The following is a 21,499-nucleotide window of genomic DNA, read 5'->3' as shown; positions in this document are numbered from 1 at the left end:
GTGTGTTTATAGAGGCGTTGTTGAAACGCCGGCCGCAGCGTAGTTTTCGAAACTGTTCATCTGCTTGGCTATCTGCGAAATCTTCGTCGCGTAGTTCGGGTCGGTCGCGTAACCGGCCTTTTGCAACTCGCGTACAAACTGTTCTGGGTTATCGGCCGACTTCACCACATCTTGATAGCGATTGTTGGTCTGCAGCAAAGTCACCAGATCGTGGAAACTGTCCTTGTACGAGGCATAGGAACGGAACTGCGCCGTCTCCTTGACCATCTGCCCGTTGCGGAACTCGCTGGTGATTGCCCGGGCCGAATCGCCGGTCCAGTTGCTGCTGGCCTTGATACCGAACAGGTTGTGACTGCTGCTGCCATCCTGGGCACGCATGACCGATTTGCCCCAGCCGGTTTCCAGTGCGGCTTGCGCCACCAGATAACGCGGATCGACGCCAATACGCGCGGCGGCTTCTTTGGCCATCGGCAGCATGGTGTTGACGAATTCGTCGGCGGAGCTGAAAGCGCGCTTGGCCGGTGCCAGCGGAATCTGCGCCATCGCCCGACCGTAAATCTGCATCTGCCCGCCGGACGCCTTGGCGTCTTCGGCACGGGTCAGCCAGTCGCCGTTGTACAGCGGGCCGGCGCCGGTGGCGGCGGTGGTCACGGCACGTTGTGGCAAGGCATTGGTGGCGGTCGGCGTGGCGGACGGCACCAGACCGGCGAGCAAACGATCGGCCAGCTTCGGCGGCAATGCCAGACGACGCTTGTTGATCATTGCCATGTCATTGCTGTGCGAGGCTTCGGTAGTAGCCACACGCCCGGAACGCGAGGCCCACAACGGACGCTCGCCATTGAGCCGCGATAACGGCCCATTGGTGGCAGTGGTGCCGGCGGCAATCGGGGTCTGCACCGCAGCGGCTTTCGCCGCCTCTTGCTTGGCGGCGGACGCGGCTGCAGCCTCACCCGGTGCCAGCGGTTTGTTCCTCGACATCTGCTTCATCAGCACGTCGGCCAGACCGATACCACCGCCCTCGCGGGACAGCGACACCGCCAGTTGCTGGTCGTACATTTCCTGATATTGCTTGGCCGCCGGCGTGTTCATCGGGTTGTCTTTACCCAACGCCTCGGTGGCCGAACGCATCGACTTGAGCATTTCGCCGAGGAACAGCGATTCGAATTCCTGCGCCACCTTGCGCATGTTCGCATCGCTGTTCTTGTCGCCGACCTTGAGCTGGTTCAGACGATTGAGGTCGGAGTACGAACCCGAATCGCCCGTGCCCACCAGACTGCCTTTGCGCATATCCATGGTCGGCGTCCTCAGATCACGATCAGGTCGGCTTGCAACGCGCCGGCCTGCTTCAGTGCTTCGAGAATGGCCATCAGGTCACCCGGTGCCGCGCCAACCTGGTTCACCGCCCGCACGATCTCGTCGAGGGTGGTGCCCGGGCCGAACTTGAACATCGGCTTGGCTTCCTGTTCGGCGTTGACCCGCGAACGTGGAACCACCGCGGTCTGGCCGTTGGACAATGGGCCCGGCTGACTGACGATCGGGTCTTCGGTGATGGTCACGGTCAGGCTGCCGTGAGTCACGGCGGCCGGCGAAACTTTCACGTTCTGGCCGATGACGATGGTGCCGGTGCGCGAGTTGATGATGACTTTCGCCACCGCCTGACCCGGGTCGACTTCGAGGTTTTCGAGGATCGACAGGTAGTCGACGCGCTGGCTCGGATCGAGCGGCGCGGTCACACGGATCGAGCCGCCGTCGATGGCTTGCGCCACGCCAGGGCCGAGCATGTCGTTGATCTTGTCGACAATGCGCTTGGCCGTGGTGAAGTCGGAACGGTTGAGGTTCAGCGTCAGGCTGTTGCCCTGGTTGAAACCGCTCGGCACCGAACGTTCAACCGACGCACCACCGGGGATCCGACCGGCCGACGGAACGTTGACGGTGATCTTCGAACCGTCGCGACCTTCGGCATCGAAACCACCGACCACCAGGTTGCCCTGGGCGATGGCGTAGACGTTGCCGTCGATACCCTTGAGCGGGGTCAGCAACAGGGTACCGCCGCGCAGGCTCTTGGAGTTACCGATCGAAGACACGGTGATGTCGACCTGCTGCCCCGGTTTGGCGAACGCCGGCAGATCGGCACTGACCGACACCGCTGCGACGTTTTTCAACTGCACGTTGCCCGATCCCGGCGGCACCTTGATGCCGAACTGCGAGAGCATGTTGTTGAAGGTCTGCAGGGTGAACGGGGTCTGCGTCGTCTGGTCGCCGGTACCGTTAAGCCCGACCACCAGGCCGTAACCGATCAACTGGTTGGAACGCACGCCGGAAATGCTGGCGATATCTTTCAGCCGCTCGGCGTGGGCACCAAAGGCTGCGGACAACAGGGCCGCAGCCAGCATGAGGCTCTTGAAATTCAAAGTCGCCACCTAGAAAGGGAACAGCGGGCTGAGGAAGAAACGGTCGAACCAGCCTGGCTGACTCGCATCGGCAAACGAACCGGTGCCCGAGTAGGTGATGCGCGCATCGGCGACACGGGTCGACGACACGGTGTTGTCGGTGGCGATGTCATCGGCACGCACCAGACCTGCGATCCGCACCAGCTCGTCGCCGGTGTTGAGGGTCATCCACTTCTCGCCGCGCACGGCGATGATGCCATTGGGCAGCACGTCGGCCACGGTCACGGTGATCGAACCGGTCAGGGTGTTGCCCTGCGCCGCCTTGCTATCGCCCTTGGTCGCGCGGTCGCCGCTGTAGCCGACGTCGAGGCTCAGATCATTGCCACCCAACGGGTTGTTGGTGGTGCCACTGCCGCCAAACAGCGAAGTCAGGCCGATGCCGGTCTTGCTGTTCTTGGCCACTTGCGAGTTGGCGTTTTTGCTGGCCTGAGTCTTCTCGTTCAGGGTGATGGTGATGATGTCACCGACCCGGAATGCCTTGCGGTCGCTGTACAGGTTCTGCTCGAAGCCGGCCTGATAGATCGAGCCGTTGTTGGCCGCAGACGGCAATGGCGTGCGTGGCAACACCGGAGCGTAATAAGGGTCATTGGGCTTGGGCGTCGGTGCGACGCAGCCCGCGAGCGAGACGACCCCACCCAATGCCAGAACAGATACGAAGCGTTTCATGACCCTACCTCACGGTGTTGCTGGCGACCTCATGGCCGCCCCATAGACTTGATTACAGATTCTGCGTTACGAACGAGAGCATCTGGTCGGCGGTGGAAATCACCTTGGAGTTCATCTCGTAGGCGCGCTGAGTGGTGATCATGTTGACCATCTCTTCAACGGTGCTGACGTTGGAACCTTCCAGGGTGTTCTGCAGCGTGGTACCGAAACCGTTCAGGCCCGGGGTGCCGATTTGCGGCGCGCCGGAAGCAGCGGTTTCCAGGAACAGGTTGTTGCCCACTGCTTGCAAACCGGCCGGGTTGATGAAGTCGGCGGTTTGCAGGTTGCCGATCACCTGAGCGGCCGGGTTGCCTGGCACTGTGATCGACACGGTGCCGTCGGTGCCGACGGTGAAGCTCTGCGCGTTGTTCGGGATAACGATGGCCGGTTCCAGGGCGAAACCGCTGGCGTTGACGATCTGACCGTTGGAGTCGAGGTGGAAAGTACCGTCACGGGTGTAGGACGTGGTGCCGTCCGGCTGCAGGATCTGGAAGAAACCACGACCGTCGATGGCCATGTCCAGCGGCTGCTCGGTGGTTTGCAGGCTGCCGGCGGTGAAGTTTTTCTGGGTGCCGACGATGCGCACACCGGTACCCAGTTGCAGACCCGACGGCAATTCACTGTCCTGGGTCGACTGAGCGCCTGGCTGACGCTTGATCTGGTACAGCAGGTCCTGGAACTCGGCACGGTCACGTTTGAAACCCGTGGTCGAGACGTTCGCCAGGTTGTTGGAAATGGTGGTCAGGTTGGTGTCCTGGGCGGACAGACCGGTTTTGGCAACCCATAGAGCCGGAAGCATTCGATTCTCCTCGTGCGCCTGTTTTACGGCGCGACGTTCTGATAATTAGCTGATCTGCAAGACCCGAGCCATGGCCTGGTCGTCGTCTTTGGCGGTGTTCATCATCTTGACGTGCAACTCGAACTGCTTGGCCAGGGCCAGCACCGAGGTCATTTCTTCCACGGCATTTACGTTGCTCGACTCAAGGAAACCCGACACCAGTTTGACGTTGGCATCGGCCGGCGCCGGCTGGCCGTCCTTGGTGTAGATCGAGCCGTCGAGGCCTTTGTTGAGGTTCTTGATGTCCGGATTGACCAGTTTGATCCGGTCGACTTCCGCCATGACGCGCGGGCCTTCGCCCATCGCACGAATACTGATGGTGCCGTCTTCACCGACTTCGACCTGCTGCTCCGGCGGCACGGCGATCGGACCGCCATTGCCGAGTACCGGCATGCCGTTGCCGGCGCGCAATACGCCGAGGGCGTCGATGTTCAGGCTGCCGGTGCGCACGTAGCTTTCGCCACCGTTAGGGTTCTGCACGGCAATAAAACCGTTGCCGGTCACGGCGACGTCGAGGTCACGCCCGGTCTGCACCAGCGAACCGGCGGTGAAGTCGGTGGCGGGCCGTTCGCTCATGGCAAACGCACGCGCCGGAAAGCTGTCACCGAACACCGGCATCGAACGCGCCTGCTCCAGGTCGCGCTGAAAACCATTGGTGGAGATGTTCGCCAGGTTGTTGGCATGGGCCTTTTGCGCCAGTGCGTTCTGACTGGCGCCGGTCATTGCCACATAAAGGTACTTGTCCACACTCTTTCCTCTGCATGCCGGACGTTTGCCGCCCACCGCTGTACTGCTGAGCCATAAGCAATTTGCAGACCAACTTTTTTCTGGCGGCTTGCGGCCCGGTAAACAAAGGACTTGCGGGGTTTTGCGGGGAAATTGGAAATGTATCGAAGTCGAAAAACCGGCGGTGTTATGCCGCTTGGCGGCAATCCCGATTGTTGCAGATGGAAAAAGAACCTGTGGTGAGGGGATTTATCCCCGATGGGCTGCGCAGCAGCCCCAATCCATCCATTGATGGTGTATCGAATGGACCGCATTTGCCGGGTTTGGGGCGGCTTCGCCACCCTTCGGGGATAAATCCCCTCACCACAAAAGCTCTTTTCACCACAGTGTTGCTGTTAACTCTCGGGATCTTTACCAACTTCGTATTGGCGGAGCTTATTAGCGATGGTGGTATGCGAAACCCCCAACCGCTTACCCAGTTGCCGACTGCTCGGGTGTTCGGAGTACAGCCGCTCCAGTACGGCTTTCTCGAAGCGTCCGACGATCTCGTCCAGCCCACCCTCCAGCGAGAAATCGCCAAGCGGCTGACGCACGCCGTAATCCGGCAGGCGAATGTGTTCGACCTTGACCGTGCCGCCCTCGCACAGTGAGACCGCCTGGAACAGCACGTTCTCCAGCTGCCGCACGTTGCCCGGCCAGTGGTAATGACTGAGGCGATCCATCGCTGCCGGCGCCAGTTTCGGCAGCGAACAGCCGATCTGGCGGCTGGCCTGATCGAGGAAGTGTTCCACCAGCGGGGTCAAACCGTCGAGGCATTCGCGCAGCGGCGGGATGTGCAGCGACAACACGTTCAAGCGGTGATACAGATCCTGACGAAACTCGCCGCGCGCGCACAATTCGGACAGGTCGACCTGAGTGGCGCAGATCACTCGCACGTCCAGATACACCTCTTCGTCGCTGCCGACCCGGCGGAAGCAGCCGTCCTGCAGAAAGCGCAGCAACTTCACTTGCAAGCGCGGGCTCATTTCACCGACGCCATCGAGGAACAGCGTACCGCCCGCCGTCAGTTCCAGCAGGCCGAGCTTGCCTTCGGCGCGCGCGCCCTCAAAGGCGCCGGGGCCGTAGCCGAACAGTTCGGTCTCGGCCATCGACTCTGGCAGCCCTGCACAGTTGAGCGCCATCAGCGGCGACTGCCCACGCGGACTGGCGAGGTGACAGGCACGGGCCAGCAACTCTTTACCGGTGCCGGTTTCGCCTTCGATCAATAGCGGCGCATCCAGCGGCGCCATGCGCCGCGCTTCACGCACGACAGCGGCCATCACTTTCGAGCTCTGGAAGATACTGTCGAAGCCACGCAATTCCTGTTTGCGCACGTTATAGATGCGCTCACCGACGCGGTCGGCGCGGTGCAAGGTCAGTACCGCACCGGCCATGGCTTCGCTGTCGTCGTGCTCCGATTGCAGCGGCGCGATGTCGGCGAGAAAGATGTCGCCCTTGACCTTGACGCGCATGCCGTTGATTCGCGATTTGTTGGCGCGCACCAGTTCCGGCAGGTCGAAATCCTCGGCATAGCGCGACAGCGGAATCCCCGGCACCTCATCCACGCGCACCCCAAGCAACTGCGCCGCCGCGCGGTTGGCGGCGACGATCGAGCCGCCCATGTCGATCGACAGCACCGGGAATTCCAGCGCGCCGAGCAACGCGTTCAACTCCATGTGCCGACGCTCGCTGGGCATCAGCCCGACGCGTTTGACCCCAAACACTCCAGCAATCGCCTCGAACTTCGGCCGCAGCGCCTGGAACTGGATGTTGATCAGGTTCGGGCAGTGCAGATAGATCGCATTGCCGTGCTCGCCGCCGACCTCGCCGCGTGCAACGTTGATCCCGTACTCCACCAGCAGGTTGAGGATGTCGCGCAGGATGCCGATGCGGTTTTGGCAGTGGACTTTGATACGCATATAAAGAGGCCCGACGAGGATGAGGGGTTAAACACAATCCCTGTGGGAGCGGGCTTGCTCGCGAAGGCGGTGTGTCAGCTGAATGAATGGTGACTGACACACCGCTTTCGCGAGCAAGCCCGCTCCCACAGGGATAGCGCCCCGACTTTTCTGTCGAGGCGCGCAGATAGTTGTCAAGATTATGTGACAGCCACAGCCCTTTTCAAACCTGCAAATCACCGCAAATGCGTGATATCAGCCAAAGCGTAACGATTTTTTTACGAAATGCGGTGATTGTTCCTACTAGGAACGCACTCAACCTGCTGCATCACGCCGCACTCTCGGGTAATTCTCAGTCCATCGCTGGACATAACAAGAACGAATTCCCCTAGCAGGAGAGCAGTATGAAGCAGACGCAATACGTGGCCCGCGAGCCCGATGCGCAAGGTTTTATCGACTACCCCGCCGAAGAGCATGCGGTGTGGAACACGCTGATCACCCGCCAGTTGAAAGTGATCGAGGGTCGGGCGTGCCAGGAGTACCTGGACGGTATCGAAAAACTCGGTCTGCCCCACGACCGCATTCCGCAGCTGGGCGAGATCAACAAGGTGCTCGGTGAGACCACCGGTTGGCAGGTTGCCCGCGTCCCGGCACTGATCCCCTTCCAGACCTTCTTCGAATTGCTCGCCAGCAAGCAGTTTCCGGTGGCCACGTTCATTCGCACCCGCGAAGAACTGGACTACCTGCAAGAGCCGGACATTTTCCACGAGATTTTCGGCCACTGCCCGCTGCTGACCAACCCATGGTTCGCCGAATTCACCCACACCTACGGCAAGCTCGGCCTGCAGGCCACCAAGGAAGAGCGCGTGTATCTGGCGCGCCTGTACTGGATGACCATCGAGTTCGGCCTGGTCGACACCCCGCAAGGCAAACGCATCTACGGCGGCGGCATCCTGTCCTCGCCGAAGGAAACCGTTTACTCGCTGTCGGACGAACCCGAGCATCAGGCCTTCGATCCGCTGGAAGCCATGCGCACACCGTATCGCATCGACATTCTGCAGCCGCTGTACTTTGTCCTGCCGAACCTCAAGCGCCTGTTCGATGTCGCCCATGAAGACATCATGGCCATGGTTCGCCAAGGCATGCAGCTGGGGTTGCACGCACCGAAGTTTCCGCCAAAACCGAAAGCCGCGTGATCCGCGACTTTTGCTGAGAATTGAGTCTGTCAGTCGCCGTCACTTTGGTTTAGCGTGACGGCATTGACGGGCCGATAGCTTCTATAAAAAAAACACACTCGATTTCAGGAATCACACCATGTCCACTTTGAACCAAGCCCACTGCGAAGCCTGCCGTGCCGATGCGCCACAAGTCAGCGACGAAGAACTGCCGATCCTGATCAAGCAGATCCCGGACTGGAACATCGAAGTACGCGACAGCATCATGCAGCTGGAGAAGGTCTTCCTGTTCAAGAACTTCAAGCATGCTCTGGCGTTCACCAACGCCGTCGGCGAGATCTCCGAGGCCGAAGGGCACCACCCGGGCCTGCTGACCGAGTGGGGCAAAGTCACCGTGACCTGGTGGAGCCACTCGATCAAGGGCCTGCACCGCAACGACTTCATCATGGCCGCGCGCACTGACGAAGTGGCCAAGACCGCAGAAGGACGCAAGTAATGCACTTTGACGCCATCGGCCGGGTACCCGGCGACCCGATCCTCGGTTTGATGGAGGCCTATGCGCAGGACAGTAACCCGCGCAAGTTCGACCTCGGCGTTGGCGTCTACAAGGATGCCCAGGGCCTGACGCCGATCCCCGAAGCGGTGAAAATCGCCGAGGCGCGACTGGTCGAAAGCCAGGACACCAAGACCTACATCGGTGGTCACGGCAATCCGCTGTTCGGCAAAGTCATCAATGAACTGGTGCTTGGCGCCGACTCGAAGCTGATCGCCGAACAGCGCGCCGGCGCCACCCAGACCCCGGGCGGCACCGGTGCCCTGCGTCTGGCGGCCGACTTCATCGCCCAGTGCCTGCCGGGCAAGGGCGTGTGGCTGAGCAACCCGACCTGGCCGATCCACGAAACTATCTTTGCTGCGGCCGGGGTCAAGGTCAGTCACTACCCCTACGTGGGCAGCGACAACCGCCTCGACGTCGATGCGATGCTCGCCGTGCTTAACGAAGTGCCGCACGGCGACGTGGTGCTGCTGCATGCCTGCTGCCACAACCCGACCGGTTTCGACCTGAACCATGACGACTGGCAGCGTGTGCTCGACGTGGTGCGCCGCCGTGACCTGCTGCCGCTGATCGACTTTGCCTACCAGGGCTTTGGCGACGGACTGGAACAGGACGCGTGGTCGACCCGACTGTTCGCCGCCGAGGTGCCAGAGCTGCTGATCACCAGCTCCTGCTCGAAGAACTTCGGCCTGTACCGCGACCGTACCGGCGCGCTGATTGTCTGCGCGAAAACCGCCGACAAGCTGATCGACATCCGCAGCCAACTGGCCAACATCGCCCGCAACCTGTGGTCGACGCCACCGGATCACGGCGCGGCCGTGGTGGCGACCATCCTCGCCGACCCGGAGCTGAAAGCGCGCTGGGCCGATGAAGTGGAAGCCATGCGCTTGCGCATCGCCCAATTGCGCAGCGGTCTGGTCGAAGCACTGGAACCGCACGGTCTGCGCGAGCGCTTTGCGCACATTGGCGTGCAACGCGGAATGTTCTCCTACACCGGGCTGTCGCCGGAGCAGGTCAAACAACTGCGTGAGCAGCACAGCGTGTACATGGTCAGCTCGGGTCGGGCCAACGTCGCCGGGATCGACGCCACGCGCCTGGCATTGCTGGCCGAGGCCATCGCCAACGCCTGCAAATAACCCCGCAATCCCCCTGTAGGAGTGAGCCTGCTCGCGATAGCGGCGTATCAGCCAGCATATGAGTTGACTGACACACCGCCATCGCGAGCAGGCTCACTCCTACAGTTGTTTTTGCGGCGACCTTTGTTATCGCGCCCCCCCTGCGGCCATCTGTCGCATTATTTTCAATTAAAAGTCTGATTGTCATTTTTCCTGCTGTATCCTGCGCAGGCTTTCAAGAAGCGCGGATCTACCAGATCTATCAACAGACTTAGCGAGGAGCGCAACCATGCACGAGATTCCTAATCTCCCCTTCCCAAGCCTGCACGTACCTGAGCAGACGACCACGCAACAAGCCGGTGCCCAACAGCCCGAGCCGAAAGAAGCCGTTGAGAGCCGCCAGGCCGACAGCGAAGAGTAAAACCCCGCCGTACAGACCGTGTGGAAAGCGCTAAGATGCGCTTTCCACACTGCCTGAAACCGAGCCCGCCATGACCGACGAATTCTCTGAAAGCCAAGCCGCCGTCCTGATCGGCGCCACCGAGAAAATGATCGAGATCTGGAACCGCCTCTCCCCGGAAAAGCAGGCCGCCCTGCTCGCCCGTTTCGGCAGCGAGGAAAACGCCCTCGCCGCCCTCGTCACCACGCAACTGGTCGCCCCGGCCAAGTCATGAATCGGCCCTGCGGCAAATAGTTTTACTTTTCCCCGCCCCAGACTCGTTCGCGCCGGTATCATAAGCAGCCTATCTAATCCTGCTTTGCCGTGGATCGTTTCTCATGTCGTCCTCTATGCCACAACACCAGCGCCCCCTGGCGGTCACGCTGCAAGTCGTGTCCATCGTCCTCTTCACCTTCATCGGCTACCTGAACATCGGCATTCCGCTCGCCGTGCTGCCGGGTTACGTCCACAGCGATCTTGGCTTTGGCGCGGTGATCGCGGGGCTGGTGATCAGCGTGCAATACCTCGCCACCCTGCTCAGCCGTCCGTACGCCGGCAAGATCATCGACAACCAGGGCAGCAAGCGCGCGGTGATGATCGGTCTGGCCGGATGCGGCTTGAGTGGTGTGTTTATGCTGATTTCGGCGTGGACACCCAACTTGCCGATGTTCAGCCTGATCAGCCTGTTGATCGGGCGTCTGGTGCTGGGCAGCGCGGAAAGCCTAGTCGGCTCCGGCTCGATCGGCTGGGGCATCGGCCGCGTTGGCGCGGCGAACACCGCCAAAGTGATTTCGTGGAACGGCATCGCCAGTTACGGCGCGCTCGCGGTCGGCGCGCCGTTCGGGGTGTGGCTGGTCGGCCAGCTGGGATTGTGGAGCATGGGCGTCAGCATCATTCTGCTAGCAGCGCTGGGCCTGCTGCTGGCGTGGCCGAAAACCGCGGCGCCGATTGTCGCCGGTGAGCGCCTGCCATTCATGCATGTGCTCGGTCGCGTGTTCCCGCACGGCTGCGGCCTGGCGCTGGGCTCGATTGGTTTTGGCACCATCGCCACCTTCATCACCCTGTATTACGCCACCCGGCACTGGGACAACGCAGTGCTGTGCCTGAGCCTGTTCGGCGCCAGCTTCATCGGCGCGCGACTGCTGTTCGGCAACCTGATCAACCGCCTCGGCGGCTTCCGCGTAGCGATCGCCTGCCTCTCGGTGGAAACCCTCGGCCTGTTACTGCTGTGGCTGGCGCCGGATGCGCATTGGGCGCTGGCCGGGGCGGCGTTGAGCGGTTTCGGCTTCTCGCTGGTATTCCCGGCGCTGGGCGTGGAAGCGGTGAACCTGGTGCCAGCCTCCAGCCGTGGCGCAGCGGTCGGCGCGTATTCGTTGTTCATCGATTTGTCGCTGGGGATCACCGGGCCATTGGCGGGGGCAATTGCGGCGGGTTTCGGCTTTGCTTCGATCTTTCTGTTTGCCGCCATTGCCTCACTGAGCGGCCTGATGCTGAGTGTGTATTTGTACCGCATTACACCAAAACACCACTTTCATTGATCGCCCAATATTGGCCATTCATTGGTTCCGAATGGCCAATAAACAACTGCGGCTTTTATACGCTAACCATGCAAACGGAAAATGGCGAAGCTACCGTTCTCTCTATTTTTACTGGATACAAACACAATTTTTCGATCTTCCTGGACCGCGAGATCGTGAATAATCTGGTCTTTTGGAAATACAACCTTTCCAACATTACCAAACCCCTCGTCCCAACCCATGTCTTGTTCAAGACTGGCAATAAATGCCTGACTATCCGACCCGCCACGCAAATAAGCATAACCTGCTACCACAACGGTTGATTTCAAATTATAGAGTACTGCTTTCGTCATATAGATATCGCTGAAATCATCAGTGATAAATCCTCCCCACCCTTGTTTGCCAAAAAGTGGATCTTCCTCGCCTTTGAGCCCGCGACGTTGAAGCTGGAGAAACAGATACTGCGGAACTCCATTATCCGAAGTACCCACAATATAAAACTTATCGTCACGTTTCAGAATCACATTTTTAACCGAAGGTACTCCATCATAATAACCTCCGGCCCCAAAACTGGAGTCAAGATCACCACGGGCATCATACCGGCCAACAAACCAACGTTTATCACGCAGACCGTCTGACGCGGCGACAACATAACCATTCCCTTGGCGAAACATATCCTGTCCTATGACTAAAACAGATGGACCTCGAGAAACCAATCGGTACCCGCCATTACCGAACGTTTCGTCCAACCCACCGTTATTTTTTAACTTGACCACAAACGCCCTATCGAAAAATCCTCTGTCGTCAAGCGTGGTCAGAAGCAAAACGCCGCCATCGTCCAATAATTCCATAGTTCCGTGGTAGTCGCGGCCTTTATCCGCCAGAGGCTGCTTCAGCTTTGGAACATCTGAACTTGCAGGAACAACCTCTTTCAGATCCAGACTCCACAACATGACTCCTTTGCTGCCAAACCCTTCATCAATCTCCCCATTCAAATCGAATCGAGCCAGGCCCGTAGCACGATTAAAGCCATCTTTACGAGCGAAGAACCCCAACACATACTTGCCATGAACACTATCAAACTTCACGCTATAGGGCTGCGGCAAATCCCACCCAGGAAAAAACTCCGAGAGTCTAAAAAAAACACTACCCGTTTTTCCGAAACTCTCGTCGATACCTCCTTCCTCATCAAGCATGCACAGGTAAATCTCTTGCCGCTCATCGTCAGTTGCTGCGCAAAGAATCCTGTTCGGTTCTGAGAGAAGAGTGACGACCCGAGGTTGAAGCCTCTGACCTTGTTCTCCGTATAAAACGACCTCACTGCGCACACCAAAATCAGTATCAGGAGTACCACGCACAACATTTAAGTTATTCATTTACTTTTGCTCAATCAATGAAAAGAGAGCTCAGTAAACGTGTAACAGCAATCCGGCACACCTGTCAGATATGACAGTCATGTAGACCAATTAGTTATAAAAGAGTCGTTTAATGTCCGGAATTTGATTTAAGTTGAGAGGTGCGTAATGGATACAATGCCCGCTGCGGATGAAATGGAACAACTCCATGACACCAACCCTTAAAAATCCACCTTGCCGCGCCCGGCCTTGATGCTGCCGCGCTTGGTCTTGGATTCGAGCCGGCGCTTCTTCGAGCCGAGGGTCGGCTTGGTCGGGCGGCGCTTCTTTTCGACCTTGGTGGCGCTGAGGATCAACTCGGTCAGACGCTCCAGCGCATCGGCACGGTTGGCTTCCTGCGTGCGGTACTGCTGAGCCTTGATGATCAACACGCCATCGCTGGTGATGCGACTGTCACGCAGCGCCAGCAGCCGTTCCTTGTAGAACTCGGGCAAGGACGAGGCCGGAATGTCGAAGCGCAGGTGCACAGCGCTGGAGACCTTGTTGACGTTCTGCCCACCGGCGCCTTGCGCGCGGATGTACGTCAGTTCGATCTCGGCATCCGGCAAATGCACGTTGTTGGAAATCACCAGCATGGAAAAAAGTCCGAATTCAGAGCGTGCAGGATACCGCGATTAGCCACAAAGCAGGTCTCCTGCGGCCATGCGCAACTTCTTGCATCAATCGTTTCGCGTTATGATCCCCAGCGAAAATTTACCAGTTCAATGCAGGAAGCATAAGCATGAGCAATAAAGCAGTTATCGTTTTTAGTGGCGGACAGGACTCGACGACCTGTTTGATCCATGCACTGAGCCACTATGACGAAATTCATTGCATCACGTTTGACTATGGTCAGCGTCATCGCGCGGAAATCGAAGTCGCGCAGCAACTGGCCAAACAGCTCGGCGTGACCGTGCATAAAGTGATGGATGTATCTTTGCTGAATGAGCTGGCCATCAGCAGCCTGACTCGCGACAACATCCCGGTTCCGACGGTTAATAGTTCTGGCGAAAGTCTGCCAAGCACCTTTGTGCCGGGAAGAAACATCCTGTTTTTGACCCTCGCCTCTATTTACGCCTATCAGGTACAAGCCAGAACGGTCATCACCGGGGTTTGCGAAACGGACTTCTCGGGCTATCCGGATTGCCGGGACGAGTTCGTCAAGGCACTGAACAAAGCCCTTGAGCTGGGCATGGATTACCCATTGAAACTTGATACTCCGCTGATGTGGCTGAACAAGGCGGAAACCTGGGCATTGGCCGATCATTACCATCAGCTTGATTTGGTTCGCCACCAGACACTGACCTGCTACAACGGCATAACCGGTAGCGGATGTGCAAATTGCGACGCTTGCAATCTTCGCGCAAAAGGCCTCAATGAGTTTCTGGAAAACAAGGATGAGGTGATGAACAGCTTGAAAGCGAAGCTGAATCTGCAATAAAGCACCCAGCATATAAAAATGCGCTCACTTGAAAATTTCGAGTGAGCGCATTATTTAATCCATCAAGCCTGACTACCCGTCAGATACCTCTTGAACAATGACCTGGCACCGTATGCCGGCATGATATTGAAGAACGCAAAACCGACCTTTATCGCGATCTGGACGTAAATCATGCTGAGTATCGCGCTGTTCTCCATCGTCCCGTAAAAGGCGATGTAGCAGAAAAGAAAACTGTCGATTATCACCGCAAACAAAGTACTCAGAAACACCCGCAAGAAGAGAAATCGGGAGTTGGTCAGTTCTTTGATTTTGCACAACAGATAAGAGTTTATATTTTCCGACACCAGAAACGATACAGACGAAGCTATCAGCACCGACGACAACTGACTGATCACATCATTGTAAGGCCCGTCGAGCTTCCACCCGGGTAGGCCGGGAAGGTACGTAGTCATGGCCAGCAAAATGATAATGGCCGCATTACTGATGAACGCGAAGAGTATCGCCTTGCGCGCCAACCTGAGGCCGAAGGTTTCATTCAGCAAGTCAACGATCAAAAACGTCAGCGGATACAGAAAAGTACCCGGCGTTACGACAATATCAAAATATTCCAGATAGATAGGCTTGGTCGCAGCAATGCTGGTAAAAATATAAAGCGTGAACAGCATCAGGTTCAGAATGATATAAATCATCCAGGAACTCTCGTGGCGATCATTTATTTCATAAGCGGTAAGCGACCCTCCCTGGGAGTAGAATTTCTTGTACAGATTCTTTACTTCTATCTTGTTCAGATTATCCATAATCTCACTATTCAACACTTCACTCAGCTTTATTTTAATTATCTTGCCTGTCGCAATGACCATGATCACCGCCAGGCTTTTTCCGTTTTCGAACCCCAACAGCTTATATTTGGTGTTTTCCCTTTCAACGCTGCAATCCATTAAATCGTTCCTCGATTATATCCCCGACAACACAAACACTCTCCAGCGCAAGATCAACTTCAGTTGTTATGAATAACCTTTTACTGACCTTGTCATACACCAGTTTTTCCTTGTCGATGCTTGCCGCGCCTTTCTGCACGATCAGCAGGTCGCCCGGTTCATTCATGCCACTGACTTCATTTTCCAGCAGGACGCCTATCAAATTGAAGGACGTTCCAAAATAGTAAGTCAGTGGAAAAATCGTCGCTAACTCGCCGATTCGCTTATCCAGATTCTGCAGAAGCAGACTTTCCTTGATGACAGGCACTGCCGCCGGGTTCATGTTGCCCTGCGGCGAGATGCTGCTGTCGATGATTTCCTTTTCTTCAAACGAGATCGTCTCTATCTCTTCGTAGGACACTCCGAAAAAGTCGGAAATCTTGCGCACAGTGGACTGCTGTACGTTGACCACTTTACCTTCAAGAATGTTGTAGATCGTGGTTCGGGTCAGTCCACTGGAGTTGCATAACGACAGCTGCGTTTCCCCACGACTCTTTATCAGGTACTTGATATTGTTCTTCAGATTCTCCGATCGTTCTCTTCTGTGCATGGAATGCTTACCGTCTTTTATAAAGGCAATTTGGAAATACCCCTCGAATCATCATTCAGGGACTCAACAGGCCCACTAGGAAATAGTTATACGGGTATTAGAGCCGCGGCAGATCATAGCATTCCCCCTCCCTGATTTCGGCATAAACATAGTGTGAACAACACCGCTGGTGTGAACCAGAAAGAACAATTCGAATTCTGTACTGACCCGTCAGTTCTGCTTATCGGGCAGCAGAATCTCGTGAATAGCGATCCTTCCCGCCTGCAGTTTTACACCCTGAGGCCCGGAGAAAAGAATCATTTTATTTGAACAATGTTCATTTTTCTGATTAATTTTCTGGTGTTCCGCCGTGAAAAACCTATGATGCGTCGGGCAGACCGGACTGTCGGCAGCGACCGCAGTCAGCAGAAAACGGGTCGTCGATACAGAGATTAGTTTGCGCGCACTGCCGCGAAAACAAGGAATCCGCTGTATCCGGTCGGGCAAGGGCAGAAACGCACGCACCCTCCGGTAAAACCAAGGAAGTCGCGCTCGTTCGCAGCGCGCTGCACACAGGGAAGGAATACAGACAATGGCAGTCCATATCGAACCGCTCATGAACCAGGCTGATCTGCTGCAACGGGGCCTGGCGGATCTGTGGGCGCAAGACGCCGAACTGGCAGGGATCCTCGACGCGGAAGTTGCCCGTCAGCACCAGGTGCTGTCGCTGGTCTCCTCCTCTTGCGCCGTCAGGCCCATGACCCTGGCCGCCTCCGCTTCGGCACTGGTCAATGTGACGGCCGAGGGGCTGCCCGGCAGACGTTACGGCGGCGGGTGCGAAAACGTCGATCTGGTCGAAGCGCTTGCCATCCGCAGAGCGCGGGAACTGTTCGATGCCCAGTACGCAAGCGTGCAATCGCATTCGGCATCAAACGCCAATTACCACGTGCTGACCGCCCTGCTCGAACCAGGCGATACCTTGCTGGGAATGGGCGTCAAATACGGCGGCCATCACACCCATGGCAGCTCCACCTCATTCGCCGGCATTTACTACAAGGCGATTCGGTACGGCACGACTTCAGCGGGGGTCATCGATTACGACCAGGTGCGCAAACTGGCGCTCGCCCATCGCCCACGCATCATCATGTGCGGCGCGACGGCGTACTCACGGGTCATCGATTTCCAACGATTTCGCGAGATTGCCGATGAAGCCGGCGCCATCCTGCTCGCCGATATTTCGCATATCGCCGGACTGGTTGCCACAGGGCGGCATCCCAGTCCGATCGACGTCGCACACGTCACCACCACCTGCACCCACAAACAACTCATGGGCCCGCGCGGCGGTCTGATCCTTTCGGGTCAAGCGGCGAACACCAAGGTGCCCGGCTTGAGGACGACATTCAGCCGCGCCCTCGACCAGGCCGTTTATCCGCGAATGCAGGGCGCGCCTGCCGTCAACATGATCGCTGCGAAGGCGGCGGCTCTGGCTTACGCAAAGTCCACGGAGTTCGACAGAAGCATGGGGCGGATTCGCAGCACGGCTGACGAGTTCGCCAGCGCCTTTCAGGCTCACGACTACGAAGTCGTCGGCGGGGGCAGTGAAAACCATACGGTATTGATTCGGTTGCGTGGCGGCATCACCGGCGCCATTGCCGAGTCGGCGCTGGAGCGTTGCGCAATTATCGTGGACAAATATCGTGTACCGGGCGAGACACGCCCTTCACTCATTACCAGCGGTCTGCGCATCGGCACGGGCTCCATCGCGCAGCGCAGAATCGATCCGCAGGGATGTCGCCAGATCGTCGATCTGATCTGCCGGATCCTCGACAGTGTGAGACCGATCAGCGAGCAGGATTACCTGCTGGAACCGGCCTTGCGCGAGCAATTCCGGTTGCAGACCGAAGCGTTCTGCACAGCCCATCCCATCGCCGAATACGTCTGACGGCAAATAAAAAAACCCGGCACATTGGCCGGGTTTCTCACTTTCTGCGTCTGGCTTACTTCGCGGCAGAACCCGCCGCGTGCAGCGCCTGCTGCGCCCCACGCTTGTTCTTGATCACGTAGCAGACCCACATGAACACGACCCACACCGGAATCGCGTACACCGAGATCTGGATGCCCGGGATCAGCAGCATCACGCCAAGGATGAACACCACGAACGCCAGGCAGATGTAGTTGCCGTACGGGTACCACAGCGCCTTGAACAGTGGTGTCTGCTGCGTCTTGTTCATGTGCTGTCGGAACTTGAAGTGCGAGAAGCTGATCATCGCCCAGTTGATCACCAGCGTTGCAACCACCAGCGACATCAGCAGTTCCAGCGCCTGCTGCGGGATCAGATAGTTGAGCAGCACGGCCACCAGCGTGACCGCTGCCGACGCCAGGATCGAACGCACCGGCACGCCGCGCTTGTCGATCTTCGCCAGACCTTTCGGCGCATCGCCCTGCTCGGCCATGCCCAGCAGCATGCGGCTGTTGCAGTAGGTGCCGCTGTTGTACACCGACAGCGCTGCGGTCAGCACCACGAAGTTGAGGATGTGCGCGGCGGTGTTGCTACCGAGCATCGAGAACACCTGCACGAACGGGCTGCCGCTGTACGAATCGCCGGACGCGTTGAGGGTTGCCAGCAGGCTGTCCCAAGGAGTCAGCGACAGCAGGATCACCAGCGCGCCGATGTAGAAAATCAGGATGCGGTAGATCACCTGGTTGATCGCTTTCGGGATCACGGTTTTCGGCTTGTCGGCTTCGGCTGCAGTGAAACCGAGCATTTCCAGGCCACCGAAGGAGAACATGATGATCGCCATGGCCATCACCAAGCCGCTGACGCCGTTGGGAAAGAACCCGCCGTGCGACCACAGGTTACTGACCGAGGCCTGCGGGCCGCCATGGCCGCTGACCAGCAGGTAGCTGCCCAGCGCGATCATGCCGACGATCGCCACGACCTTGATGATCGCGAACCAGAATTCGGCCTCCCCGAAGACTTTGACGTTGGCCAGGTTGATCGCATTGATCAGCACGAAGAACGCTGCAGCGGTGACCCAGGTCGGGATGTCCGGCGCCCAGTAGTGGATGTACTTGCCGACCGCGGTCAGCTCCGACATGCCGACCAGAATGTACAGAATCCAGCAGTTCCAGCCCGACAGGAAACCGGCAAAACCGCCCCAGTACTTGTGCGCGAAATGGCTGAAGGAACCGGCCACCGGCTCTTCGACGATCATCTCGCCGAGCTGGCGCATGATCATGAAGGCGATGAAGCCGCAGATGGCGTAGCCGAGGATCATCGACGGGCCGGCGGATTTCAGCACCCCGGCCGAGCCGAGGAACAATCCGGTACCGATCGCGCCACCGAGGGCGATCAGTTGAATATGGCGATTTTTCAGGCCGCGTTTCAGCTCGCCTGATTGCGAGTTTTGTCCACTCATGAAAAAGGTCCCACGCAAGGTTTGATGATGTTCAGTAGACGTTGCTGCAAGGTTGCGATTTCAGACAACCCCGATCAAACCCCAGCGCAAGCACCAGGAATTCAGCGTTTTTACAACGGTCATGCGTCACCTGTTTGTTTTTATCTGTGACGAAATCGAACCCGACACGCTTGTGACGTGGCGGAGTGAACAAGGCGGATAACCTTGAGGTTTGCGCGATTACGCAGAGGGTCACAGTTAAAACGCGGCGCATTGTACACCGCTAACCCCCTGCTGCCAGACCCCGCTGGATCAGCGTGGCGCTTGCCGGGATTGCGTGGGTCCGCCTCGAGACAATCGGGCGGCTGCAAAAATTGAGTCAGGCCTTTGCAGGCCATCGACGGGGACGAGCGAAAAACCGCCCCACGGAGAGAAGTGGAGATCGATCACGGCGTTCATTGCGCCTCCTTCTTGTTATGCACCTGCACGACAGGCATGAGGCGCATCTCACCCTGCAAACAGCGCTGAAACAAGCGCGCCAGAGCCCTGCGCGACGCCTTTGCAGCCGGGCTTCGGCAGGTTTTCCTTACAGCGTCGGGAAGGGGGTATATCCACAGGGCTTCATCGGGATTTTCGTAAACTTTTCTTTACGACGCGTAACGCAGATTTTCCATTTCTGAAAATTCTGTAGGACGTCTGCAAATTGACGGTAGCAAGCTTGCTAATGAAAGTTGCCGCTTAGTTTTTTGTTTTCAAATAAGAAATCCGCCGCTTGAAAACAGAATAAAAAGTTTATTTAAATTTTAAATAAATAATTTTTTGCATTACAAAACACCCTGAACTAGGTTCTTCACGTCTTGCCGGCCAACTCGACCGGCCAGTCATAACCGTGAAAGTCATCTAGGAGATCGACCATGCAAGCACTGGAAAAAGACCTGGACACCGAACTGCAACTGGACGAATGGTTCGAAGCACCGACCCATGAGGCGGCTGTGGAAATGATGCAAGCCGACGCGGTGGTTCCGTTCGGCACGGCGATGTGGCCTCTGTAAGACATCCCCGGGCAGGCACGATCCGGCCGGTCGTGCCTGCCACTTTCTTCACGGTCAGTCAGGGAGGACTCATGGATAAGCCCCGCGCGATCTCGCATTTCCTTTACTACCTCGAACATCACCCTGCCCTTGCCGGTTTCGATTCGGCGAAGGTACTGCTCGGCCACACCGCCGATTACGAAGCCCTGACCGGCGCCATCGCCGAACAGGCCGGCGATCATCCCCGCTTCACGTTCAGTGCCCGTCGCCTGGATCTGGAAAGCACCGCAACGCTGACCGCGGCGATTGCCGACAGCGATCTGTACATTTTCTTCTACGACTCTTCCACCCTGCCCAACCCGCGCCCCGACGGCCCGGAGTTCGTTCGCGCCCTGCAGGGAGTGATGGCGGAAAACTGGAAGAAGTCGCTGCTGTTCAAGGATTACGGCGACTATTTCTACGACACTTTCAGCGTCACCCCGCAGCGCATCGCCGGGCTCAACAGCCACTTGATCCAGCGCATGTCCCAAGCGACAACGCTGAGCTTCAAGGACGACCACGGCTCCTGGTTTGAAACGCCGCTGAGCAGCATCAAAAAGTGGACCGACATCAACGGTGTCGGCAACTTCGACCTGGCCCCCGGCGAAATCGCCACCCACAGCGAAGCCATCAACGGCCATGTGAAATTCAAGGGCACGTTCCTCAGCACCATCCCGTTTGCGCGCAAGTACGGCGTGCTGGAGTCGCCACTGGAACTGTGGATCGAGAACTCGACCATCAGCCGCATCGCCACCGATGTGCCGGGGCTGGAACACGACTTCAACAAATACCTGGACGCCAACCCGTCAAACCGACGCATCGAGGAATTGGGGATTGGTACCAATGAAGGGGTGAAAGATCTGTATGCGCGCAATGCCGGGTTCGAAGAGCGGCATTGTGGGTTGCATCTGGGACTGGGCGGTGGGGCCAAGGGCAGTCATCACCTGGACCTGATCTTCTCTGGCGGGGTGTTGGCGCTGGATGACAAGCCAGTGTTTGATGGGCGGTTTGTGTTTTAGCCTGAAATTTATGGGCTGAAACCTCTGGCCTCTTCGCGAGCAAGCCCGCTCCCACAATGGGATTTGTGTTTGACGCAATTCCAATGTGGGAGCGGGCTTGCTCGCGAAGAGGCCGGTTCAGCCAACGCAACTCTTTCACCAGACGAAAAAAAACGCCAACCCTGCGGTTGGCGTTTTTTGCTTTAGCTCGAAGCTTGCCGCTCAAAGCTCACAACT

22 protein-coding genes are annotated in these 21,499 nt (G+C 57.8%); 10 read left to right on the top strand and 12 right to left on the bottom strand.

Annotation, left to right across the window (positions count from 1 at the left end; genetic code table 11):
• Window positions 1-6 precede the first annotated feature (6 nt).
• The 6 genes from flgJ to ACOYXG_RS07155 form a co-directional block, all read right to left on the bottom strand.
• Entirely contained in the window at window positions 7-1,293 is a 1,287-nt protein-coding gene (gene flgJ / locus ACOYXG_RS07180; protein ID WP_225137948.1) for a flagellar assembly peptidoglycan hydrolase FlgJ, read from the bottom strand.
• Between the two features lie 11 nt (window positions 1,294-1,304).
• Complete coding sequence (locus tag ACOYXG_RS07175; RefSeq protein ID WP_177325661.1) at window positions 1,305-2,393, bottom strand: flagellar basal body P-ring protein FlgI; 1,089 nt, start codon at window positions 2,391-2,393, stop codon at window positions 1,305-1,307.
• A 27-nt stretch (window positions 2,394-2,420) separates the two neighbouring features.
• On the bottom strand, window positions 2,421-3,116 hold the full coding sequence (gene flgH / locus ACOYXG_RS07170) for a flagellar basal body L-ring protein FlgH (protein ID WP_027613958.1): 696 nt from the start codon (window positions 3,114-3,116) through the stop codon (window positions 2,421-2,423).
• Between the two features lie 52 nt (window positions 3,117-3,168).
• Complete coding sequence (gene flgG / locus ACOYXG_RS07165; protein WP_003222804.1) at window positions 3,169-3,954, bottom strand: flagellar basal-body rod protein FlgG; 786 nt, start codon at window positions 3,952-3,954, stop codon at window positions 3,169-3,171.
• Window positions 3,955-3,999: 45 nt separating this feature from the next.
• Entirely contained in the window at window positions 4,000-4,740 is a 741-nt protein-coding gene (locus tag ACOYXG_RS07160) for a flagellar basal body rod protein FlgF (RefSeq protein ID WP_007965507.1), read from the bottom strand.
• Window positions 4,741-5,114: 374 nt separating this feature from the next.
• Window positions 5,115-6,677: a sigma-54-dependent transcriptional regulator gene (locus ACOYXG_RS07155; RefSeq protein ID WP_096796287.1), complete on the bottom strand. Its 1,563-nt coding sequence runs from the start codon at window positions 6,675-6,677 to the stop codon at window positions 5,115-5,117.
• Window positions 6,678-7,060: 383 nt separating this feature from the next.
• Between ACOYXG_RS07155 and phhA the strand changes: the two genes are divergently transcribed.
• From phhA to ACOYXG_RS07125, 6 genes are all read left to right on the top strand, one after another.
• Window positions 7,061-7,852: a phenylalanine 4-monooxygenase gene (gene phhA, locus ACOYXG_RS07150; RefSeq protein ID WP_007965510.1), complete on the top strand. Its 792-nt coding sequence runs from the start codon at window positions 7,061-7,063 to the stop codon at window positions 7,850-7,852.
• 118 nt (window positions 7,853-7,970) lie between these two features.
• Window positions 7,971-8,327, top strand: coding sequence for a 4a-hydroxytetrahydrobiopterin dehydratase (locus tag ACOYXG_RS07145; RefSeq protein ID WP_003222798.1), 357 nt, complete (start codon window positions 7,971-7,973; stop codon window positions 8,325-8,327).
• Window positions 8,327-9,520 carry an amino acid aminotransferase gene (locus ACOYXG_RS07140; protein ID WP_098967801.1) on the top strand — a complete coding sequence of 398 codons (1,194 nt, stop codon included), beginning with the start codon at window positions 8,327-8,329 and terminating at the stop codon, window positions 9,518-9,520. Before ACOYXG_RS07145 ends, ACOYXG_RS07140 begins: the two co-directional genes overlap by 1 nt.
• A gap of 268 nt (window positions 9,521-9,788) precedes the next feature.
• Window positions 9,789-9,920: a hypothetical protein gene (locus ACOYXG_RS07135; protein WP_256214475.1), complete on the top strand. Its 132-nt coding sequence runs from the start codon at window positions 9,789-9,791 to the stop codon at window positions 9,918-9,920.
• A gap of 70 nt (window positions 9,921-9,990) precedes the next feature.
• Complete coding sequence (locus ACOYXG_RS07130) at window positions 9,991-10,173, top strand: hypothetical protein (RefSeq protein WP_025113527.1); 183 nt, start codon at window positions 9,991-9,993, stop codon at window positions 10,171-10,173.
• Window positions 10,174-10,276: 103 nt separating this feature from the next.
• On the top strand, window positions 10,277-11,476 hold the full coding sequence (locus ACOYXG_RS07125) for an MFS transporter (protein WP_460356734.1): 1,200 nt from the start codon (window positions 10,277-10,279) through the stop codon (window positions 11,474-11,476).
• Between the two features lie 62 nt (window positions 11,477-11,538).
• Here the strand turns inward: ACOYXG_RS07125 and ACOYXG_RS07120 are convergent, their stop codons facing one another.
• Both ACOYXG_RS07120 and arfB read right to left on the bottom strand, forming a co-directional pair.
• Entirely contained in the window at window positions 11,539-12,831 is a 1,293-nt protein-coding gene (locus tag ACOYXG_RS07120) for a hypothetical protein (protein WP_460356731.1), read from the bottom strand.
• A 200-nt stretch (window positions 12,832-13,031) separates the two neighbouring features.
• Window positions 13,032-13,445 (bottom strand): alternative ribosome rescue aminoacyl-tRNA hydrolase ArfB, encoded by a 414-nt coding sequence (gene arfB, locus ACOYXG_RS07115; protein WP_027613963.1) that lies wholly within the window; start codon window positions 13,443-13,445, stop codon window positions 13,032-13,034.
• A gap of 146 nt (window positions 13,446-13,591) precedes the next feature.
• On the opposite strand from arfB, the gene queC reads away from it, so the two are divergent.
• Entirely contained in the window at window positions 13,592-14,290 is a 699-nt protein-coding gene (gene queC / locus ACOYXG_RS07110; protein WP_115987972.1) for a 7-cyano-7-deazaguanine synthase QueC, read from the top strand.
• A 62-nt stretch (window positions 14,291-14,352) separates the two neighbouring features.
• Here queC and ACOYXG_RS07105 read toward each other — a convergent pair whose 3' ends face one another.
• The 3 genes from ACOYXG_RS07105 to ACOYXG_RS07095 all read right to left on the bottom strand — a co-directional run bounded on the left by ACOYXG_RS07105 (window position 14,353) and on the right by ACOYXG_RS07095 (window position 16,321).
• The gene (locus tag ACOYXG_RS07105) at window positions 14,353-15,228 is read right to left on the bottom strand and encodes a queuosine precursor transporter (RefSeq protein ID WP_139054133.1); all 876 of its coding nucleotides are present in this window, start codon (window positions 15,226-15,228) and stop codon (window positions 14,353-14,355) included.
• Window positions 15,212-15,817, bottom strand: coding sequence for a helix-turn-helix transcriptional regulator (locus tag ACOYXG_RS07100; protein WP_027613966.1), 606 nt, complete (start codon window positions 15,815-15,817; stop codon window positions 15,212-15,214). Before ACOYXG_RS07100 ends, ACOYXG_RS07105 begins: the two co-directional genes overlap by 17 nt.
• Before the next feature lie 210 nt (window positions 15,818-16,027).
• Window positions 16,028-16,321, bottom strand: coding sequence for a hypothetical protein (locus ACOYXG_RS07095; protein ID WP_460356727.1), 294 nt, complete (start codon window positions 16,319-16,321; stop codon window positions 16,028-16,030).
• Between the two features lie 67 nt (window positions 16,322-16,388).
• Between ACOYXG_RS07095 and ACOYXG_RS07090 the strand changes: the two genes are divergently transcribed.
• Complete coding sequence (locus tag ACOYXG_RS07090; RefSeq protein WP_460356724.1) at window positions 16,389-17,738, top strand: serine hydroxymethyltransferase; 1,350 nt, start codon at window positions 16,389-16,391, stop codon at window positions 17,736-17,738.
• A gap of 55 nt (window positions 17,739-17,793) precedes the next feature.
• On the opposite strand, the gene ACOYXG_RS07085 is transcribed toward ACOYXG_RS07090, so the two are convergent.
• A complete protein-coding gene (locus tag ACOYXG_RS07085; protein WP_027613968.1) occupies window positions 17,794-19,215 on the bottom strand; it encodes an amino acid permease in 1,422 nt (473 codons plus the stop codon).
• Between the two features lie 893 nt (window positions 19,216-20,108).
• On the opposite strand from ACOYXG_RS07085, the gene ACOYXG_RS07080 reads away from it, so the two are divergent.
• Together ACOYXG_RS07080 and ACOYXG_RS07075 are read left to right on the top strand one after the other, a co-directional pair.
• A complete protein-coding gene (locus ACOYXG_RS07080; protein ID WP_003222780.1) occupies window positions 20,109-20,246 on the top strand; it encodes a hypothetical protein in 138 nt (45 codons plus the stop codon).
• Between the two features lie 71 nt (window positions 20,247-20,317).
• The gene (locus ACOYXG_RS07075) at window positions 20,318-21,283 is read left to right on the top strand and encodes a M29 family metallopeptidase (RefSeq protein WP_460356720.1); all 966 of its coding nucleotides are present in this window, start codon (window positions 20,318-20,320) and stop codon (window positions 21,281-21,283) included.
• The last annotated feature ends 216 nt before the right edge of the window (window positions 21,284-21,499 follow it).

This window comes from Pseudomonas sp. G3-39, assembly GCF_054790485.1.
The sequence above is the reverse complement of the archived record's forward strand: the minus strand, read 5'-3'. Positions and strand labels throughout refer to the sequence as shown.

Excerpts from the sequence above, each read along its gene's own strand:
- flgH (WP_027613958.1), bottom strand. The coding sequence starts at position 3,116 with ATGAAACGCTTCGTATCTGTTCTGGCATTGGGTGGGGTCGTCTCGCTC.
- ACOYXG_RS07100 (WP_027613966.1), bottom strand. The coding sequence starts at position 15,817 with ATGCACAGAAGAGAACGATCGGAGAATCTGAAGAACAATATCAAGTAC.
- arfB (WP_027613963.1), bottom strand. The coding sequence starts at position 13,445 with ATGCTGGTGATTTCCAACAACGTGCATTTGCCGGATGCCGAGATCGAA.
- ACOYXG_RS07105 (WP_139054133.1), bottom strand. The coding sequence starts at position 15,228 with ATGGATTGCAGCGTTGAAAGGGAAAACACCAAATATAAGCTGTTGGGG.
- ACOYXG_RS07175 (WP_177325661.1), bottom strand. The coding sequence starts at position 2,393 with ATGCTGGCTGCGGCCCTGTTGTCCGCAGCCTTTGGTGCCCACGCCGAG.
- ACOYXG_RS07090 (WP_460356724.1), top strand. The coding sequence starts at position 16,389 with ATGGCAGTCCATATCGAACCGCTCATGAACCAGGCTGATCTGCTGCAA.
- ACOYXG_RS07125 (WP_460356734.1), top strand. The coding sequence starts at position 10,277 with ATGTCGTCCTCTATGCCACAACACCAGCGCCCCCTGGCGGTCACGCTG.
- ACOYXG_RS07145 (WP_003222798.1), top strand. The coding sequence starts at position 7,971 with ATGTCCACTTTGAACCAAGCCCACTGCGAAGCCTGCCGTGCCGATGCG.
- ACOYXG_RS07075 (WP_460356720.1), top strand. The coding sequence starts at position 20,318 with ATGGATAAGCCCCGCGCGATCTCGCATTTCCTTTACTACCTCGAACAT.
- ACOYXG_RS07120 (WP_460356731.1), bottom strand. The coding sequence starts at position 12,831 with ATGAATAACTTAAATGTTGTGCGTGGTACTCCTGATACTGATTTTGGT.
- ACOYXG_RS07140 (WP_098967801.1), top strand. The coding sequence starts at position 8,327 with ATGCACTTTGACGCCATCGGCCGGGTACCCGGCGACCCGATCCTCGGT.
- ACOYXG_RS07135 (WP_256214475.1), top strand. The coding sequence starts at position 9,789 with ATGCACGAGATTCCTAATCTCCCCTTCCCAAGCCTGCACGTACCTGAG.
- ACOYXG_RS07085 (WP_027613968.1), bottom strand. The coding sequence starts at position 19,215 with ATGAGTGGACAAAACTCGCAATCAGGCGAGCTGAAACGCGGCCTGAAA.
- flgJ (WP_225137948.1), bottom strand. The coding sequence starts at position 1,293 with ATGGATATGCGCAAAGGCAGTCTGGTGGGCACGGGCGATTCGGGTTCG.
- ACOYXG_RS07155 (WP_096796287.1), bottom strand. The coding sequence starts at position 6,677 with ATGCGTATCAAAGTCCACTGCCAAAACCGCATCGGCATCCTGCGCGAC.
- flgG (WP_003222804.1), bottom strand. The coding sequence starts at position 3,954 with ATGCTTCCGGCTCTATGGGTTGCCAAAACCGGTCTGTCCGCCCAGGAC.
- ACOYXG_RS07080 (WP_003222780.1), top strand. The coding sequence starts at position 20,109 with ATGCAAGCACTGGAAAAAGACCTGGACACCGAACTGCAACTGGACGAA.
- ACOYXG_RS07130 (WP_025113527.1), top strand. The coding sequence starts at position 9,991 with ATGACCGACGAATTCTCTGAAAGCCAAGCCGCCGTCCTGATCGGCGCC.
- phhA (WP_007965510.1), top strand. The coding sequence starts at position 7,061 with ATGAAGCAGACGCAATACGTGGCCCGCGAGCCCGATGCGCAAGGTTTT.
- queC (WP_115987972.1), top strand. The coding sequence starts at position 13,592 with ATGAGCAATAAAGCAGTTATCGTTTTTAGTGGCGGACAGGACTCGACG.